We start from the raw sequence: 17,632 nt of genomic DNA, 5'->3' as shown, positions 1-17,632 counted from the left end.
GCAGGGAAATGAGCGCTTACAGCTTTTCTACGATGGCACTCAAAATCATGATGCGGAACTCCAAATACTGGAGCGCCCTTTCAACAGCCAAATCTCAAGGCGTGGCTAACGCGAAAAACTTTGCGACATGTGTAGACGCCCGAATTTCAAGAGAATTTTTTTGGGTTTTTCTGGCACGGTCGGGTTCTGACATGTGTCCGGCCTGTAATGCGGCCTTTCAACTGCCGCTGGCCCGTATGGTGTTCGAAGGTCGAGTCCAAATCAAGCCCACGTGCTCAAAGGCACTGTGTCGCAAATTGGTTTTCCCGACCCCATCCCACGATTGTTGCGCCAAACTTCCAAAAACCTCTCTTGCGCCGCCGCCTCCGCAGTCGCTTGCTTTATTATGTTTGAGCAACCGGAGCCTGGTATGTCTGATTGCCTGACATGATCGCCCAGACAATACGTGCCATCTTGTTCGCTAGCGCCACTCTCACCAGCGTAGCTGGCTTGCGCGCGAGCATCCCCTCAAGCCATGTTCCCGGCGCAACTCCTTTTTTTGAGCACCACAAAACCACACTGTTTGCACCAATAATCAGGAGACGACGCAGGGAGCGTTCTCCCATCTTTGTCGTGGCCCCCAGCCCCTGTTTCCCACCTGTTGAGTTTTGCCTCGGAGTCAGTCATAACCAAGCTGCAAAGTCCCGTCCTCGCCGGAAAGTTTCTGGCGGAGGAGCCAGGGCCGCCATGGCAACGGCAATCAAAGGACCAATCCCAGGAATTGTCATCAACCGCTGCGCCGTTTCATCCGCCTTGGCGAGATCGGCAATCTTACGATCCAGTTCCCGCACCTGATCTTCCAATCGCAACAAGCTGTCTGTTGAATAACTCAGGGCTGCTCGTGCCACTTCGGGAAGAGAGGTTTCAGGAGAGGCAAAACGCTCTATCAACTTTGCAACATTGCTTGCACCTTTAGGAACAATCACACCAAATTCCGCCAAATGACCGCACAATGCATTGATGGTCTGCGTGGGCTGCCGGATCAGTATTTCTCGCGTGCGTAACAAAACCACAATGCCCTGACGTTCTTCACTCTTCACCGGCACAAAGCGCATTGTCGGACGGTTGGCTGCTTCACAGATCGCTTCGGCATCCGCAGCATCGTTCTTTTGGCGCTTTACGAACGGCTTTACGTAGATTGGTGGTATCAACTTCATTTTATGGCCGAGCCGAGCAAGCTAACGCCCCCAGTAATGGGCGCTACCGCAAGCCTCCATTGCAACCAAACAGCGCGGCTGATCAGCGAAAAAGGCCAAAACCTATTTCCGCCGCAGTCGCTAGCGAAAAACAACCTCGCCTGATCCATCAGCTCCGTGGGCTTGGAAAACAGACTTCGCAAGATCAAAGCCGATTATGTGAACTTCAGACATTGACGCCTCCTGGAGGATCGAGGAAATCCCACCTTCCCACAGCAAGGCAGCGGTGGACGTCTACATCATCAAGCCCGTCCAAAACGGGGAACAACGCTCGCCAACCAGAATAAGTTGGCAATGCCAAAAGTTCTATTCTATTCTTGTCAGGTTTTCGCCTTATATCAATTTGCGAAAGTGTGAACCGCGTTCCGGTTGACCGCAAGATACACTGTGTCGCCTTCCTCGATCGAAAGCGTTCCGTCGACACGTGCAGTTAGAACGTTACGGGTGAAAGGCACACCGAGATAGAGCAGGGTCTCTGCGCCGAGTTTCTCGATCATGCTGACCTTTGCCGTGAAGTCCGATCTTGCGGACGACACGAGATCAAGATGTTCCGGACGGATGCCCACGGTCACCGAACCGCGCAGACCGGTGGGTCTGGTCGGGGTCAGTACCAGGTCTCCAACCGTCACCTTGCCGTTGTCACCAGCAGTCCCGTCTAGGAAGTTCATGGCTGGAGCCCCGATGAAGCCGGCAACGAAGGTGTTGATCGGGTTGTGGTAGAGCTCCATGGGTGTGCCTACCTGTTCGATCTTTCCACCATTGAAGACGACAATCCGATCCGCAAGCGTAAGTGCTTCAACTTGATCGTGGGTCACATAGATCATCGTAACGTTCTTAAGGTCCTTGTGCAGCCGGGCAATCTCCAGTCTCATCTGCACGCGCAAGGCAGCGTCCAGATTAGACAGCGGTTCATCGAACAGGAAGACGCGTGGATCACGAATGATGGACCGTCCAATGGCAACACGCTGGCGCTGGCCGCCCGATAGCTGCCGGGGTGTCCGATCCAGCAACATTTCCAGCTGCAGGGTTTCAGCTACCTTGCGCACACGCTGTTCGATTTCTGCTTTTGGGACCTTGTTCAGCTTGAGGCCGAAGCCGATGTTTTCCGCCACAGTCAGATGTGGAAACAGGGCGTAGGACTGGAATACCATGGCAAGCTTGCGCTTGGACGGCGCGACATGCGTGACGTCGACACCATCAATTTGAATGAATCCTGAGGATACATCCTCAAGCCCGGAAATCATTCGTAGCATGGTGGATTTGCCGCAACCGGACGGCCCGACGAAGACGACGAACTCGCCCTGTCCGATTTCGAGATCAACGCCTTTGATGACCTCGACCGAGCCAAAGGACTTGCGGATGTTTTTTAAAGTGACTTCAGCCATGGCTTATCCTTTGACCGCGCCCATTGTCATACCTTTGATGAAGTAGCGCTGGAAGAAGAGGAAGATGAGCAGGGTCGGGAGGCTGGCGATCAGCGAAAGCGCTCCCTGGACTCCCCAGGCAACGGTGTATTGACCGCGCAGATTGACGATGCCGACCATGATCGTGCGCATGTCGTCGGACTGCGTGAAGATCAGCGGCCAGAGGAAATCGTTCCAGATCCAGGTGAATTGCAGCGTGGCGAGCACAGCCAGCGCGGGCAGGCTGAGCGGCAGGGCGACGCGAGTCAGGACTTGCCATTCGTTCGCACCTTCCAGGATGGCTGCTTCCCGCAGGGCATTGGGAACAGTGGCGAAGAAATTGCGCATCAGCAGGGTGCAGATGGGGATCCCGAGCGCGGTGTGCACCAGACCGATAGGCCAGAGCGTGTCGATGAGCCCGAGGCCGTTGAACAGCCGGAACAGCGGCACGAGAATGACCTGCGGCGGAAAGAACATGCCGGCGACGATCAGAAGAAACAGGAGGTTCGATCCGCGGAACGGCAGTTTCGCGAAGGTATATCCCGCTAGAACCCCGAGAGCGGTCGAGGCGATGGTCGCGGGCACCGTGACCAGCAGGGTGTTGAGGAAATACCGATGCACCGCCGGATTGCTCAGCACCTCTACATAGTTGCCCAGAAAAAGCGTGTCGGGGAGGGACCACAGGTCTCCGAGGGCAATCGCCCGCGTGGTCTTGACCGAGGACAGCACCACGCCGAGCGTCGGGGCCAGGAACAGGACGGCAAGGCAACACAGGATCAGGAAGATCGTCACCGGCCACGGATTGAAACGACGCGGAACCGAAGAGGTGGCAAGCTCAGCCATAGATTTCGTCCACCTTCTTCAACTGGCGGAAATATAGGCCGATGATCGTCAGGGCGATCAGAAAGAGCACCACCGAAATCGCGCTGCCATAACCCATGAAGTATTTCCGGAAGCTCTCGTTGTACATGTGCATTGCAAGGGTGTCGGAACTGTTGAACGGGCCGCCGCCGGTCATGATGAACAGGATGTCGAAGCCCTTGAGGGAGTTGATCACGGACAGCGCGACCACGACGACGGTCGATGGGGTGAGAAGCGGGATGAGCACATGGCGGACACGCTGCCAGACCGAAGCGCCCTCGATCTCGCAGACTTCGAGAAGATCAGAGGGCACTGCCGTCAGTCCGGCGAGATAGATCACCATGGAAAGGCCGGTCTGCTGCCAGGACCAGGCGACGATGACGGAATAGAGCGCGCTGTCAGGCCGGGCGAGCCAGGCATAGTTGAAGCGGCCGCCGGTAATCTGCTCGATCACGGTGTTCAGAAGGCCCCAGTCCGGCTGATAGATCCAGACCCAGATCTGCCCGACGACGATGGCCGAGAGGCAGATGGGCAGATAGAAGATGGTCTTGAAAACCTTGGCGCCCCGGACCTTGGAATCCAGCAGCAGCGCCAGCCCCAGACCGAGAACGGTCGGCAAAAGGATTGCCGCGACCATCCAGATGGCGGTGTTCACGATGGCGTTGAAGAACAGCCGGTCCGTCCAGATCCGGGTGAAATTCTCAAAACCGACATAGTCATAGTCGCTGTTGAACCCGTTCCAGTTGGTGAAACTGTAATAAAACGAACTCAACAACGGCCAGATTACGAGAACGGAGAAGACAAGCAGAGGAAGCGCCAGAAGGATCAGGCGCCAGATTCGGTTTTCTCGTTCCATTGACCTCTCCAGAGTTGCGGGCTGGCAGCGGTGCCGCAGTCAGCCCGCAAATATTATTGTTATTGTTGTTCGAATGCCGCTTTTGCGTCGGTCGCAGCCTGCGACAGGATATCCGTCACCTTGTTGGGATCGTCCATAAAACGGGCAAACATGGACAAGCCGACTTCGGCGACCGGCGGCGGCGTGGCAAGGTCGTAGTTGAAGGCGAAGACCTCTGATTTGTCGACCGTGTTGAATGCCTTGAGCATGACCGGATTGTAGTTGGAAGGATCGACATTCACGTTGGCTGAAAGCGCACCCTGGGCCTTGCTCCAGTCGGCCTGAACGTCCGTGTTCGATACCATGAACTCCAGAAACGCTTCGGCGCCTTCCGGATTGGCCGCGTTGGCGGCAATGACGAGCCCGTCGACAGGTCCGACCGACGTTACCGGAAGACCGTCGTCGATGACCGGGAACGCGAAGAAATCGTAGTCTTCGCCCGGAACGAGGCCGAGGCCGTTCCAGTAGCCGGTGATCCACGTTCCCATAAGGGTCATGGCGGCGTCGCCGCGCGCAACCTTGTCCGAAGCATCAGTCCAGGTGTCGGCATTGGCGTTTTCGGTGAAGTAGCCCTTGTCCGTCAGGTCCTTCCACATGCCCATGGCACGCTGGACTTCGGGATCGTCATAGGAAGCTTCGCCCGCCATCAGCCGGGCGCGGTATTCGGGGCCGGCGGTGCGCAGCAGCAGATAGTCGAACCAGAACTGCGCTGGCCAGCGGTTTGCCGAACCGAGGGCGATCGGCGCGACGCCAGCAGCTTTCAGTTTTTCGCACAGGGCCAGGAAGCCGTTCCAGTCGGTCGGCATGTCGCTGACGCCGGCATTTTCGAGAACCGCCTTGTTATAGAAGACACCGGCATAGTGATAGTTGAACGGCACCAGGTAGCGGTGATCGTTGTATTTCGTTGCGCTGGCGGCGATGGCGCCGGCGATGATATCGCTCAGGCCCGCACGGTACCACATGTCGTCAATCGGATGCAAAGCACCTGAATCGGCAATGAACTGAACCCTCGCCCCCGCCCAGTAGCTGAAGACGTCCGGCAGGCTGTTGCCCGACGCCCGCACGAGAATGTCCGTTTTGTAGTCCTCGTGGCCAACCGGGCTGTCCTTGAGTGTGTAGCCGGACGCCTCTTCGTAACGCTTGATCTGCTCGCCGAAGGCCTTCAGGCCGAGTTCGCCGGTGAAATAGTGGCTGATCGTGACGTCCCCGGACTGCGCATGCAGCGGGGAGACGAAACCGGCCGCGGATACCGCCATTGCCGACGCGAGCAAGGTACGGCGAGTAATGCGTATCATCGGAACTCCTCCCAGAAGTTTACATATGCTGAACTATTTTGCCAACAACTTCGCCATACGTACAAAAGATTTCGCCTATGTCAACAAAAAGTGTTGCATATTTCAATTTTAACCGCGATAACTAAGAAAAATCGGCTCACGGACCAAATAAGTTTGACTATGTTAAACAATAAGTACAGCATAAGTGAACTTTCTCCACGCGATGCGTTTCCCAAAGGAGTGAAATCCGTGCGCCTGCTTCAATCCCTTACCCGCGGCCTGCGAACCCTCGACCTGCTCCACGCGTCCGATCAGCCAATGCGGCTGACCGAGATCGCAGACGAACTGAGCGTCGACAAATCGAATGCCTCACATGTTCTGAAGACCCTGGTCGCGTCCGGATATGCGGCCCAGGACGGATCCCGCCGCTATGTGGCTTCCGACCGTCACAATGGCGGCGGCCACGAGCATTCGCTGTCCGATGTGGTTGCCTGCAAGGAACGCTGCCGGCCCGCGCTGGAAGCGCTGGTGCGAGAGACGGGTGAATGCGCTCATCTGGCCGTGTTGGTCGATACGCGGGTCTGGTACATCGACAAGGTGGATTCCATCCTGCCACTGAAGGTCGATCACCCGATAGGATCCCTTTCCCCGCTTCACTGTACGGCGCTGGGGAAGGCGTTCCTGTCCTTCGGCAATGCCACCTTGCCGGCGGATCGTCCCCGCTACACGCCGAAAACCATCACGGACGAAGACGCGCTTTTGGCGGAACTCGCCCAAACCCGGAGCCGCGGCTTCGCAATCGACGATGAAGAATTTGCACCCGGCATTCGCTGTGCCGCCAGGCCTGTTTTCGATGTCCGGGACCGCATGATCGCGGCGCTCGGTGTCTCGGGTCCGTCGGTCAGGGTCGATGACGACCGCCTGAAAGAACTCGGCGAGCTGGTGCGCGCCACTCCACTTACCCCATTCAGAGAGCCTAGATGATATGAGCAAGACGCCTCTTCGCGTTGGCATTGTTGGCACAGGTCGCATTTCCGATCTCCATGCCATCGAATACACGCAGAACCCGCGCGGACGCATAACCGCCCTGTGCGACAGGGACCCGGCGCTGGCCCGCTCGCGCGCGGCGGCCTGGGGATGCACCGATGCGGCAATCGAAGAGGATTACGAAGCCCTTCTGGCACGGGACGACGTCGATCTGGTCGAACTGCTCCTGCCGCATCATCTGCATCTTTCTGCGGCGCTGAAGGCAATCGAAGCCGGCAAGATCGTCTCCCTGCAAAAGCCTATGTGCATGAACCTCGCGGAGGCGGACCAGCTGGTTGCCGCGGCCGAAGCCCACGACCGGCCGTTCAAGATTTTCGAGAACTTCATTTTCCATCCGCCGGTCATGAAGGCGAAGGAGCTGATCGGCCAGGGGGCAATCGGTGAGCCGCTCTCGATCCGCATCAAGTCTAATCCGGGGAAAAGCAAGACCGCCTGGGAAGTTCCGAAGGAAGCCGATGCCTGGCGCCAGCAGCTGGAAATGGCGGGCGGTGGCCCGCTTGTTTTCGACGATGGCCATCACAAGTTTGCCCTTGCCTGGCATTTCATGGGCATGCCTTCGGAAGTGCACGCGTTCATCCACCATACCGAACGTCCCGATGGCGGTCTGTTCGATGCGCCGTCCATCATCTCGTTCCGCTTCCCCGGCAACCGGATCGGCAATCTGGAAATCGTCTATTCGCCGGAACTCGAAATCGCCGGGAAATATTATGCCCAGGACGACCGGGTCGAGATTACCGGCACCCACGGCGTTCTATGGATCAATTGCGGCCACGGCAGCATCGGCAACAGCGCGCCGCTGGTTCACTTCCGGGATGGCAAGGTGACGGAATACACCGACATTCCTTCCGGCTGGGAGCAGAGTTTCATTCATTCGACCCGCCACTTCCTCCATGTCCTGCATGAAGGCGGCGACCCGGTGCTGACCGCCCGCCAGGGCCGGTCCGTGCTGCGCTTCGCCCTTGCGGCGGAACAGTCCGCCCGTGAAGGCCGGACGGTCAGCCTCGGGGGGGATGTCTGTTGAGCGCCTTTCCGGACACGCGGGAAAAACGGGCCGCATGGCTGGCGGCAGCCGGCGGGCTGAACGCGGCAATCGAGAGCGGCGTGCTGTCGGATGTCGTTTCTCTGCCCCTTACGGAGGCACTGGTGCTCGGGCTGCTGCGGCAAGGGGTCAGCAAGTATCTGATGATCCTCGGACACGGCTCGACCGAACTCGGCGAAACCCTGCGGATCTATGAGGCCGCAGGGCTGGTCAAGGGGTTCCAGTTCCGCAACGAGGTTGAAATGGCTCATGCGGGTACGGCGCTGCGGTGGTTCTACGACGAACCCTGCGCCGTGATCACGTCCATCGGACCCGGTGCGCTGCAGGCTCTCGCCGGATCTCTGGCGGCCGCGTCCAACGGTGTCGGTCTCTATCACATCTATGGGGACGAGACGACGCATGGCGAAGGCTACAACATGCAGCAGGTGCCCAAGCCCGACCAGGGACTGTTCGCGCAGATCACCGGCGCGATGGGAACCTCCTATACGCTGCATGCACCCGAGGCCCTGCGCGATGCCTTGAGGCGCGGTGCCGGGACTGTCTTCCATCCCTGGAAAGCGGGACCCTTCTATCTGAACCTGCCGTTGAACACGCAGCCCGAAACGGTCTCGCTGCGGCTCGATGCCCTTCCGGCACGGCCTGTCTTCGGGGCAGCGGCAATTCCGAACGAGGACGTGCTCGACAGGGCCGCAGCGCTCATCGGGTCTTTTGAAAAGGTCGCGATCAAGGCAGGGGGGGGGGCGCGCGGCGCGGCGCAGGAACTTTGCCGCTTTGCGGAAGCCGCAGGTGCAGCCGTCGTCCTCAGCCCGGGGTCGACCGGGGTCCTGCCGGACGATCATCCGCAAAACATGCATGTCGGCGGGTCCAAGGGCTCGATCAGCGGCAACTATGCCATGGAGGAAGCGGAGCTGGTGGTGTTCGTCGGCAGCCGCGGCGTCTGCCAGTCAGACTGTTCCGGCATCGGCTGGCCGAAGGCGAAGGCCGTCATCAACATCAATGCCGATCCCGTCGACGTTCAGCACTACAACAACACCCTGGCGCTGGCGGGAAATGCGGGCGTGATCCTGGCGGCGCTGGCGACCCGGCTTCGAGCAGAGGACAACAAGGCCGGTTGGCTGAAGGCCTGCGCCGCGAGGAAAGCCGAGTGGCAGGCCTTCAAGACCGCCCGCTACACGTCCGGCCCGCTTTCGGACGATGTCTGGCCGGAGACCTGCCTGTCTCAGCCGCAGGCAATCCATGTGGCGGATCTTTTTGCGCGCGATGTCGGGGCCTTGAAGATATTCGATGCCGGCGACGTCCAGGCCAACGGCTTTCAGGTTGTCGAGGACAACCGTCCGGGCGAGACCTTCACCGAATCCGGAGCCTCCTACATGGGCTTTGCCGTCTCGGCCCTCCTGGCCGGCGGGCTTGCGGATGAGGGCCGGTATGCCATCGCCTTTACCGGCGACGGATCTTTCATGATGAACCCGCAAGTGCTGATTGACGGCGTCGAGCATGGGGTCCACGGCACCATTCTGCTGATGGACAACCGCCGGATGGCGGCAATAAGCCATCTGCAGCTTTCGCAGTATGGCACGGACTACCGCACCAATGACGGCGTCGCCGTGGACTATGTCCGGATGGCGTCCTCCGTGCAGGGTCTCAAAGCCCTTTGGGGTGGTTACACTGGCGAAACGCTGAAGGCGGCGCTGGCGGAAGCGCATGCCCATAAGGGACTGAGCCTTATTCACCTGCCTGTCTATTACGGTCCGGACCCGCTCGGGGGCATGGGCGCCTATGGAAGCTGGAATGTCGGCAACTGGTGTGCCGACGTGCAGGCAAAATACGCCAAAACGCTGATCTGACGGCGAGGGAGTTTTCAAGATGTTCGAGAAGTATGGCCTTCTGGTCGAAGGCGAATGGCGCCCTGCGGCCGATGGCGGGACCCTTGCCGTGATCAGCCCCGTCAGCGAGATGGAAATCGGGCGGATCCCGGCAGCAGGGCGGAAGGATATCGATCTTGCCCTGTCGGTCTGCGCCTCGATCGCACCGGCCTGGGCGCGTGTGCCTGCCTGGGAAAGGGCCGCCATCCTGAGAAAGGCGGCGGAAAATCTCAAGGACGATGCCGAGACCTATGCCCGCATCATGTCCACCGAAACCGGCAAGCCGCTAGCCGAAGCCCGTGCAGAGGTGCAGGCAAGCGCCGATCAGTTCGAGTGGTATGGCGAAGAAGCAAAGCGGATCTACGGCCAGATCATTCCGGGGCGGAATCCAGACGAGCGCCTGTCCGTGTCCTATCAGCCGGTCGGCCCGTGCCTGGCGCTGTCGGCCTGGAACTTCCCGATGCTGCTGCCGTCCAGGAAGATCGCAGCAGCACTGGCGGCTGGCAACCCCGTCATCGCGCGCCCGGCCTCCGAAGCACCAGGGTCCTGTTTCGCCATAGGCGAAGCCCTGATGAAAGCAGGCCTGCCGGCAGGTGTCCTGTCGATCCTGACCGGATCGGCCGTGCCGATGGTGGGAGACCTGATCGCTTCACCGGTTATCCGGAAGGTATCGCTGACCGGATCTGTTGAGGTGGGACGAAGCATTCTTCGTCAGGCGGCTGAAGGCATCAAGAAGGTGACGATGGAACTTGGCGGTCATGCGCCGGTGATCGTCTATCCCGACAGCGACCCGGTGGCGGCAGCGCGTAAGCTGGCCGCAACCAAGTTCCGCAATTGCGGTCAGGTCTGCATTTCGCCGACCCGCTTCTACATTCACCGGGACATCTACGCCTCCTTCGCCGAAACCTTTACGGAGTATGCGCAAGGCCTGAAGGTGGGCGATGGCCTCGAAGAAACCGTGACAACCGGGCCGATGATCCGGGCGCGGGGACTGAAGACCGCCCTGTCGCTCGTCGAGGATGCGATCGATTGCGGTGCCGAACTCCTGACCGGCGGCCGAAGGCCTCCCGAACATAACACCGGCCATTTCCTGCAGCCGACCGTTCTCGGCAACGTCCCGGACAAGGCCCGCATCATGTCGGATGAACCCTTTGCGCCGGTGGCGCCGCTAACCGCCTTCGACAGCTTCGACGAGGTTATCGAGCGAGCCAATTCCACCGAGTTCGGCCTTGCCTCCTATGTCTTTACCCGTGACAGCGACCTGGCGGCGCGCACGTCGGAGGCGCTTGAAGCCGGTATGGTCGGTATCAACGAGACCCTGCTTGCGACCGCGGAGGCGCCTTTCGGCGGTATCAAGGAAAGCGGTTTCGGGCGGGAAGGCGGCAGCCTCGGCATTCTCGATTACCTGACGCCCAAATACACACGGCACAAGTTCCTGAAAGGGACGCTCGATGTCTGATCAGCCAAAGGGGCCGCAGGGGATCACCGGCGGTCTGACCAATTACGGCGATCCGGAATTTGCCCGCTACTTGCGCCGTTCCTTCGCCAAGTCGATGGGTTATACGGGCAAGTCTCTCGACAAGCCGATTGTCGGAATCTGCTACACTGAAAGCGGGTTCAACAACTGCCACCGGCATTTTCCAGAAATGCTGGAAGCGGTGAAGCGCGGCATTCTCGCTGAGGGGGGGTTGCCAGTTCCCTTTCCGGTTATCTCGCTCGGCGAGGTGTTTCTCAACCCGACTTCACTCGTCTATCGCAACCTGATGGCCATGGCGACTGAAGAGATGATCCGCGCCCAGCCGATGGATTCCGTCGTCCTGATGGGCGGCTGCGACAAAACCGTTCCTGCGCTTCTGATGGGGGCGGCCTCCGCCGGAAAGCCTGCGGTCATGCTTGTTGCAGGACCCATGATGACGGGCAGGCACCGAGGCGAGCGGCTGGGGGCTTGTACCGATTGTCGACGTTTCTGGGGGCAATACCGGGCAGGCAACATCGACGAACAGGAGATCAACCAGATCGAGGGCCGGCTAGCCGTGACTGCCGGAACATGTGCCGTCATGGGGACTGCTTCGACCATGGCGCTGATCGCCGAAACCTTGGGCTTTGCCTTGCCGGGTTCAGCCGCAATTCCGGCGGTTCATGCAGACCGTTTGCGCGCTTCAGAGGAAAGTGGAACGCTGGCCGTCAAGATGGCCCTTACTGGCGGGCCTACGCCAAACAAGCTGATCACACGGGCTTCGGTCGAAAATGCCATCCGGGTGCTGCTGGCTATCTCCGGATCGACGAATGCAGTCATTCACTTGGCCGCGATCGCAGGCCGCATGGGGATCGACATTGACTTCGACCGTTTCAACAGCCTTTCCGATGAAACGCCGGTTCTGGTCGACCTAAAGCCGGTTGGTGCGAGCTACATGGAAGATTTCTACGCAGCAGGGGCGCTTGACGGCGTTCTGCAGGGACTCGCCGCCGATCTCGACAAGACACCGATCGACGTCACCAGTCGGAGCCTTGGCGACAGGCTGACAGCACCACTAGCCGACCCGATCGATCATGCAGTTATTCGCAAAGCTGACGATCCGATCCATCCTAAGGGCGGCTTAATCGCGCTGAAGGGAACACTGGCACCAGATGGAGCCATCCTGAAACGTGCCGCAGCAACGCCAGAGCTTCTTGAACACGAAGGCCGAGCGGTCGTTTTCAGCTCGCTTGAAGATTTGGCAAATAGGATCGACGACCCCGATCTGGACGTGGCAGCCGACGACGTTCTGGTGTTGCAGAACGCAGGGCCTCGCAGCGCTTCCGGCATGCCGGAAGCGGGTTACCTGCCCATTCCGAAAAAACTGGCCCGCCAGGGCGTAAAGGACATGGTGCGCATTTCAGATGCGCGAATGTCCGGCACAGCGTTCGGTACCATTGTGCTGCACGTTGCGCCCGAGGCAGAACTCGGCGGACCGCTCGCATTAGTTCGGGATGGTGACAGGATTCGTTTGTCGGCGTCTTCGAAATCCATCGACATTCTGGTAACGCCGGAAGAACTCGATCGACGCCGATCCGATTTGGTCCGGAGCCCAGACGGCTGGGACCGCGGTTACCGCAAGCTTTATAGAGACAGTGTTCTGCCGGCTCCTGCCGGGTGCGATTTCGATTTTCTTAGGCAGAAACCGTGAAGTGATCGTCCAAGAGGTTGCCGCGCGGTCCTCTGCTATGGCAGAGCGGCATCTAGCTGGTTCTCCCCCACAGAGTTCATTGTACGCGAAAAATCGGTCGGGTTGATGGCACTTGGCGACGTTTTGAGATGCATGATGTTGATTTCCAGAGAGAATTGGCTCTGCATCATATTTGCTACTGTTGGAAGGCAGGCTTTTGCTGATTCACCGGAGGATCAGCTTATGTAACATCGATTTCCGCGCGCAAGCCTCGCGCCTGATGGCTTTTCAGTAGATGAAGTGAAGGTTGTAGCGGATAGCGTTCAAATCCAGTTGCGATCGCGCCAGCGCTCGGGAAAATGTCCGGACTGTGGGCGACCGAGCTGAAGAGTTCAAAGCCGATATTTGCGCCGACCTTCTGACCTTCCGCTTTGTGGTCCGCGTGTACAGTTAACGATAGTAGCGCGTCGCTTCTGGTGTGATTCAGTTTTGTGCAGTCGGCGCATCTTCTGCGAACAATTCGATGGTGGCGTATTGGCTCGCTATGGTCGGCGTACCCAACTGCTGGAAACAATCGTCCACCATCTCGGCCTGGCCCTCGGCGGAAGACCGGCTGCCGCCTTTGCCAACCGCCTCATGATGCCAGTGAGCAACGACACACTGTTGCGCGTGGTTCGCCGGCGTATTGCCGATCACAGCGATGAACTCACTGTCATAGGTATTGATGACTTTGCCTTTTGACGCGTCCAGACCTACGGCGCAATCGTTTGCGATCTGGAACGGCGGAGGCCTGTTACCCTCTTACCAGATCGAGCGCTGGATACGTCTCGATCATGGCTTGCCCAACATCAGTCGATATCGATCGTCGCTGGTGACCGTGGTGGCGGCTACGGCGACGCCATCACGAAGGCCCTGCCTGATGCAGAGCAGGTCGCCGACCGTTGGCATCTGATGGAGAATTCCAGCCGGGCGTTTCTTGACGCGGTCGGCAGGTCAATGCGCCAGATCAGGCAGGCGGTCGGCAGCAATGTCATTGACCCCAAGCTTTTGACTTATGCGGAAAAGTTGCAATACGAGAGTTATCTACGCCGCCAGGAAACGAATGAAGCGATTCGAGAGCTGTCGAAAATGGGCACCCCAATTCGGCAGATCGTGCGGCAAACCGGTCATAGCCAGAAGCTTGTCCGCGACGTATTACGCGGCCAGCGCCTCGATGTCTTTCGAACACGGCCAAGTTCGCTCGATAGCTGGCTAGCGTGGTTTAACAACCGCTGGGACGAAAGGGCTCGAAATGCCTTGGCACTTTGGCGCGAGATGCGGGAGGAGGGCTTTCCAGGGCAAAGTGGCGTCGTCTCACAATGGGCGCAGCGCCGCCGGCTGGCAGAGAAGGCCAACCAAAGTGGATTTGCCCGAACCCCATCAGTAAGGGTTATCGCTCGATTGATGACTGCCACACGCGATGAATTGGCGAAGACCGAGGTAGTCTTGGTGGCGGCGATTGAAATGAGTGTTCCGGAACTAGTGGCCGCGCGCGATGCCATTGGCGACTTTCAATCCATGATCCGCTCGAAGACAGCATGCAGGCTTGATGACTGGCTTGCAGCAGCCAAGAACAGCTTAGTCGCATCTTTCGCCAACGGCGTCGAAAAGGATATCGACGCCGTTCGGAACGCTTTCATCTCTCATTGGTCGAATGGGCAAACGGAAGGACAGATCACGCGCCTGAAGCTCAACAAACGCCAAATGTACGGGCGAGCAAAACTCGATCTATTGCAGGCGCGATTGATTGGCGCATCCTAATAGCTACACGTCAGCAAAAGTGGGTCAGAGCCAGTTCTCAGTGAAAATCAACAGGCGTCCCTTGCGGGCGGCCTCGACTATGAGGTCGCCATATGCCTATGCGGCAGCTTCAGTCAGTCCAATGATCCGATCTGCAAATCTGCGCCACCAATCCGAAAGCCCTTATTCCAGGCGATCGGCGCGCTGATTCGGACGGATTTTCTGAATCCCGAACGCGATCTCGGCGATGACAACCGTCAACAACGCCAGCTCCGCGTCATGACGTACCAACCACGCCACTACACCTGGTTCTGGCGCTTTATTTAGCGTTTCCGAGATCATACTGGTGTCGAGGAAAATCAAAGTTCAAGCCTTCGGCTAAACTTGACAAAACAAATGCGCTATTTTAACAACAATAAAACAATTGTTTCAATTTTTCATTGGGAACGATATGCGTATTGGCGTCGCCCGGCTCTGGCACGAGGCAAACTCATTCTCCGTCTGCGAGACCCGCCTGGAGCAATTTCAGGCCCGCGAATGGGTGCGCGGTGAAGAAGCCCGCGAACTGTACCGGGGCACCTCCACGGAATTGGGCGGTGCGCTCGCCTGGTCCGAGCAGCGTGGTAACATCGAGTTGGTGTTCTCCCGTTGTGCTTCGGCAGCGCCCGCCGGCCCGGTCGACCAGGCGCTGCTCGAGCGGCTGACGCAGGAACTCATTGACGATGCATCGCTTGACGACATCGACGGACTTTATCTTTCGCTTCATGGCGCATGCATCGGAACGACAGATCTCGATCCAGAGCTGTCGCTTGTCAAAGCCCTGCGCCAGCGATTTCCCGATCTACCGATTGCTGCATCCTTCGACATGCATGCCTGCATCGCACCTGAACTGGCGGACATGTTGAACGCGGCAACTATCTACCGCACGTACCCCCATGTGGACATGGTCGAGACGGCGCAGGCAGCACTCGATATGCTCGCCCGCATGGTGACAGGCGGACTGAAACCGCGCGTGATCCTTCGCCGGATCGGACGCATTTTGCCGAGCTTCAACATGCGCACAGACGGGCCGGGCCCGATGCGCGACATTGAGGCGAAGGCGCAAACCCTTGCGCCGGACGCCGTCGCAGCGTCGTTCCCCGCCGCCTACCCCTACGCAAGCTTTGCCTATGCGGATGTGCCCGTTGCCGATGCCGGCGTGCTGGTAACCTGTCTGGACGAAGCCGAAGGCGCAGCGCTGGCGGATGAGATTGCGGATTTTATGCTATCGCAGCAGGCTCGGTTTCGGCCGGACCTGCCGTCGGCGCACGAGGCGCTCGCGGCCCGTCCATGGGCGAGCGGCGAGCGCATCGCGTTTCTCGAACCTTCTGACAATCCCCTGTCCGGCGGCATTGGCGACACGCCGGGCCTGTGCGCCGAAGCTCTTCGAGCCGACCTGCCGGAAGGTAGCGTTTTGGCCTTCTTCTGCGATCCGGATCTGGTGGCGAAAGCCCATGCTATGGGCGTCGGCGCGATGCTTAAAGTCTCGTTGGGCGGACGGCTCGACGACCGGTTCGGCGAACCACTATGCTGCATGGCCAAGGTGCTCTGTGTCACCGATGGCAGATTCCGGAACGAAGACGCGATGGAACGCGGTATGCCGGTAGATCTCGGCCCCACCGCGCTGATCGGCGTCAATGGCCTGAGGGTCATCATCACTACGGGTTGCCAGTCGCCCAACGACACGGCCTATTTCCGCCTCCACGGCATCGATATCGACACGGTGCCCGTACTTCTCGCCAAGGCGAAAAACCATTTCCGCGCTGCCTTTGGCAGCCGGTTCGACGTCATCCAGTCTTGCGAAACGCTGGGGCCAGCCATGGCTGACGTTTCACAACTGACCTTCCGAAATGTGCCTCGGGAGCGCTTCAACCTGACAGAACAGAGGGAAACATGAAGAAGACAATTACTGCCGCCCTGCTCGGCCTTGCAGCAAGCACCGTCAGCGCGGCCGCCATTGAACTGACCGTCAGCTCATGGGTCGCGCCGTCGCATCCGACGATCTTTGCCGGCTATGAAACCTACTTTTCGGCCGTGTCCAAGGCCTCCGGTGGTGACGTAACTTTCAAACTTGTTTCCGGTGGCGCGCTGCTGGGTGGAAAGGAAACGCTGACGGGCCTTGGCGACGGTGTTGCCGATGCTTCCGTTCTGGCACTCACCTACAACCCGGCCCAGCTGCCCACCAGCCAGCTAGTTGCAGAACTCGCCATGATGAGCGGCGATTCACTGGCCGTTGCTGCTGCCGTGACCGAGTTCACGCTGCTCAATTGTGCGCCCTGCATTGACGAATTTGCCAAGCAGAACGTCGTATACACCGGTAGCTACGCGACTGCGCCCTATGCGCTGATCAGCAAGGAACACGTGACCGAAACCAGCGATGTGGCTGGCAAGCGCATCCGTTCGCCCGGTGGCGCCTGGGATCGCTGGATCGGCGAGGCTGGCGCGACCGTCGTGCATACCTCCAGCTCAGAGATGTACGAAGCTCTGGACAAGGGCATGATCGACATCGCCATGCAGCCTGCCGCATCGCTGAAGACGCATTCGCTCTGGGATGTGGCCGACACTATCACGCTCGGCAGCTTCGGCGTCTACAATTCCGGTCCGCTTCTTGCCTTCAACAAGAACGCTTGGATAGAGCTTAGCGCTGAAAACCGTCGCGTACTGCTCGACGAGATGGCGGACGCAATCGTGGCGACCACCAACGCCTATGTGGCCCAGAACGAAGACGCCAAGGCGGAAGCTGCCGACCATGGCATGAAGGTTTTCGACAAGCCGGGAGTGCTGGAGACGGAAATTGCCGCTTTCAACAGTCAGGACATCGCCTCCATCGTCAAGAAGGCGCAGGACGTCTACGGCGCCAAGAATGCAGAAGCGCTGATTGAGAGCTATCAGGCTTCGCTTACCAAATGGGAAGAGATCACGGCTTCCGGTCTTTCCGGCGAGGCGTTTGCCGAGCGCATGAAGACCGAGATCTTCGACAAGCTTTCGGAAAACGAATACGGCCTTTGAGCCGGTCGCGGCGGAGCTTCATGAGCGCTGCCCCCTCTCTCTC

12 protein-coding genes and 3 pseudogenes are annotated in these 17,632 nt (G+C 59.0%); 9 read left to right on the top strand and 6 right to left on the bottom strand.

Annotation, left to right across the window (positions count from 1 at the left end; translation table 11 throughout):
• On the top strand, nt 1–425 hold a 425-nt coding region (locus Q666_RS66515; protein ID WP_208993883.1), incomplete at its 5' end, for a hypothetical protein.
• Here Q666_RS66515 and Q666_RS34765 read toward each other — a convergent pair.
• The 5 genes and pseudogenes from Q666_RS34765 to Q666_RS34745 form a co-directional block, all read right to left on the bottom strand.
• Nucleotides 384–1,313 (bottom strand): annotated as a pseudogene (locus Q666_RS34765) (IS110 family transposase). The gene Q666_RS66515 and the pseudogene Q666_RS34765 overlap by 42 nt on opposite strands.
• A gap of 260 nt (nt 1,314–1,573) precedes the next feature.
• Nucleotides 1,574–2,620, bottom strand: coding sequence for a sn-glycerol-3-phosphate ABC transporter ATP-binding protein UgpC (ugpC, locus tag Q666_RS34760; protein ID WP_023000287.1), 1,047 nt, complete (start codon nt 2,618–2,620; stop codon nt 1,574–1,576).
• Nucleotides 2,621–2,623: 3 nt separating this feature from the next.
• On the bottom strand, nt 2,624–3,481 hold the full coding sequence (locus Q666_RS34755) for a carbohydrate ABC transporter permease (protein ID WP_023000288.1): 858 nt from the start codon (nt 3,479–3,481) through the stop codon (nt 2,624–2,626).
• The gene (locus Q666_RS34750; RefSeq protein WP_023000289.1) at nt 3,474–4,355 is read right to left on the bottom strand and encodes a sugar ABC transporter permease; all 882 of its coding nucleotides are present in this window, start codon (nt 4,353–4,355) and stop codon (nt 3,474–3,476) included. Before Q666_RS34750 ends, Q666_RS34755 begins: the two co-directional genes overlap by 8 nt.
• A gap of 59 nt (nt 4,356–4,414) precedes the next feature.
• Complete coding sequence (locus tag Q666_RS34745) at nt 4,415–5,689, bottom strand: extracellular solute-binding protein (protein WP_031269046.1); 1,275 nt, start codon at nt 5,687–5,689, stop codon at nt 4,415–4,417.
• 228 nt (nt 5,690–5,917) lie between these two features.
• On the opposite strand from Q666_RS34745, the gene Q666_RS34740 reads away from it, so the two are divergent.
• The 6 genes and pseudogenes from Q666_RS34740 to Q666_RS65390 all read left to right on the top strand — a co-directional run bounded on the left by Q666_RS34740 (nt 5,918) and on the right by Q666_RS65390 (nt 14,562).
• Complete coding sequence (locus Q666_RS34740; protein ID WP_031269047.1) at nt 5,918–6,652, top strand: IclR family transcriptional regulator; 735 nt, start codon at nt 5,918–5,920, stop codon at nt 6,650–6,652.
• Nucleotide 6,653: 1 nt separating this feature from the next.
• Entirely contained in the window at nt 6,654–7,736 is a 1,083-nt protein-coding gene (locus Q666_RS34735; RefSeq protein ID WP_023000292.1) for a Gfo/Idh/MocA family oxidoreductase, read from the top strand.
• Nucleotides 7,733–9,598, top strand: a complete 1,866-nt coding sequence (locus Q666_RS34730; RefSeq protein ID WP_023000293.1) for a thiamine pyrophosphate-dependent enzyme — start codon at nt 7,733–7,735, stop codon at nt 9,596–9,598. The genes Q666_RS34735 and Q666_RS34730 overlap by 4 nt, the downstream gene beginning before the upstream one ends.
• A gap of 19 nt (nt 9,599–9,617) precedes the next feature.
• Nucleotides 9,618–11,075 (top strand): NAD-dependent succinate-semialdehyde dehydrogenase, encoded by a 1,458-nt coding sequence (locus Q666_RS34725; protein WP_023000294.1) that lies wholly within the window; start codon nt 9,618–9,620, stop codon nt 11,073–11,075.
• Entirely contained in the window at nt 11,068–12,783 is a 1,716-nt protein-coding gene (locus tag Q666_RS34720) for a dihydroxy-acid dehydratase (protein ID WP_023000295.1), read from the top strand. Before Q666_RS34725 ends, Q666_RS34720 begins: the two co-directional genes overlap by 8 nt.
• A 279-nt stretch (nt 12,784–13,062) precedes the next feature.
• Nucleotides 13,063–14,562: pseudogene (locus tag Q666_RS65390) on the top strand (ISL3 family transposase).
• 99 nt (nt 14,563–14,661) lie between these two features.
• Here Q666_RS65390 and Q666_RS66510 read toward each other — a convergent pair.
• Nucleotides 14,662–14,904, bottom strand: a pseudogene (locus tag Q666_RS66510) (PIN domain-containing protein); the annotation flags it as partial.
• An 88-nt stretch (nt 14,905–14,992) separates the two neighbouring features.
• Between Q666_RS66510 and Q666_RS34700 the strand changes: the two are divergent.
• Nucleotides 14,993–16,477: a M81 family metallopeptidase gene (locus Q666_RS34700; protein ID WP_023000300.1), complete on the top strand. Its 1,485-nt coding sequence runs from the start codon at nt 14,993–14,995 to the stop codon at nt 16,475–16,477.
• On the top strand, nt 16,474–17,589 hold the full coding sequence (locus Q666_RS34695; RefSeq protein ID WP_023000301.1) for a C4-dicarboxylate TRAP transporter substrate-binding protein: 1,116 nt from the start codon (nt 16,474–16,476) through the stop codon (nt 17,587–17,589). The genes Q666_RS34700 and Q666_RS34695 overlap by 4 nt, the downstream gene beginning before the upstream one ends.
• Nucleotides 17,590–17,632: the final 43 nt, after the last annotated feature.

This window comes from Labrenzia sp. C1B70 (assembly GCF_000475395.1).
GTDB classification, from domain to species: domain Bacteria; phylum Pseudomonadota; class Alphaproteobacteria; order Rhizobiales; family Stappiaceae; genus Roseibium; species Roseibium algicola.
The sequence above is the reverse complement of the archived record's forward strand: the minus strand, read 5'-3'. Positions and strand labels throughout refer to the sequence as shown.

Coding starts and splice junctions, on each gene's coding strand:
- Q666_RS34735 (WP_023000292.1), top strand. CDS start 6,654: ATGAGCAAGACGCCTCTTCGCGTTGGCATTGTTGGCACAGGTCGCATT.
- Q666_RS34695 (WP_023000301.1), top strand. CDS start 16,474: ATGAAGAAGACAATTACTGCCGCCCTGCTCGGCCTTGCAGCAAGCACC.
- Q666_RS34725 (WP_023000294.1), top strand. CDS start 9,618: ATGTTCGAGAAGTATGGCCTTCTGGTCGAAGGCGAATGGCGCCCTGCG.
- ugpC (WP_023000287.1), bottom strand. CDS start 2,620: ATGGCTGAAGTCACTTTAAAAAACATCCGCAAGTCCTTTGGCTCGGTC.
- Q666_RS34720 (WP_023000295.1), top strand. CDS start 11,068: ATGTCTGATCAGCCAAAGGGGCCGCAGGGGATCACCGGCGGTCTGACC.
- Q666_RS34745 (WP_031269046.1), bottom strand. CDS start 5,689: ATGATACGCATTACTCGCCGTACCTTGCTCGCGTCGGCAATGGCGGTA.
- Q666_RS34755 (WP_023000288.1), bottom strand. CDS start 3,481: ATGGCTGAGCTTGCCACCTCTTCGGTTCCGCGTCGTTTCAATCCGTGG.
- Q666_RS34700 (WP_023000300.1), top strand. CDS start 14,993: ATGCGTATTGGCGTCGCCCGGCTCTGGCACGAGGCAAACTCATTCTCC.
- Q666_RS34750 (WP_023000289.1), bottom strand. CDS start 4,355: ATGGAACGAGAAAACCGAATCTGGCGCCTGATCCTTCTGGCGCTTCCT.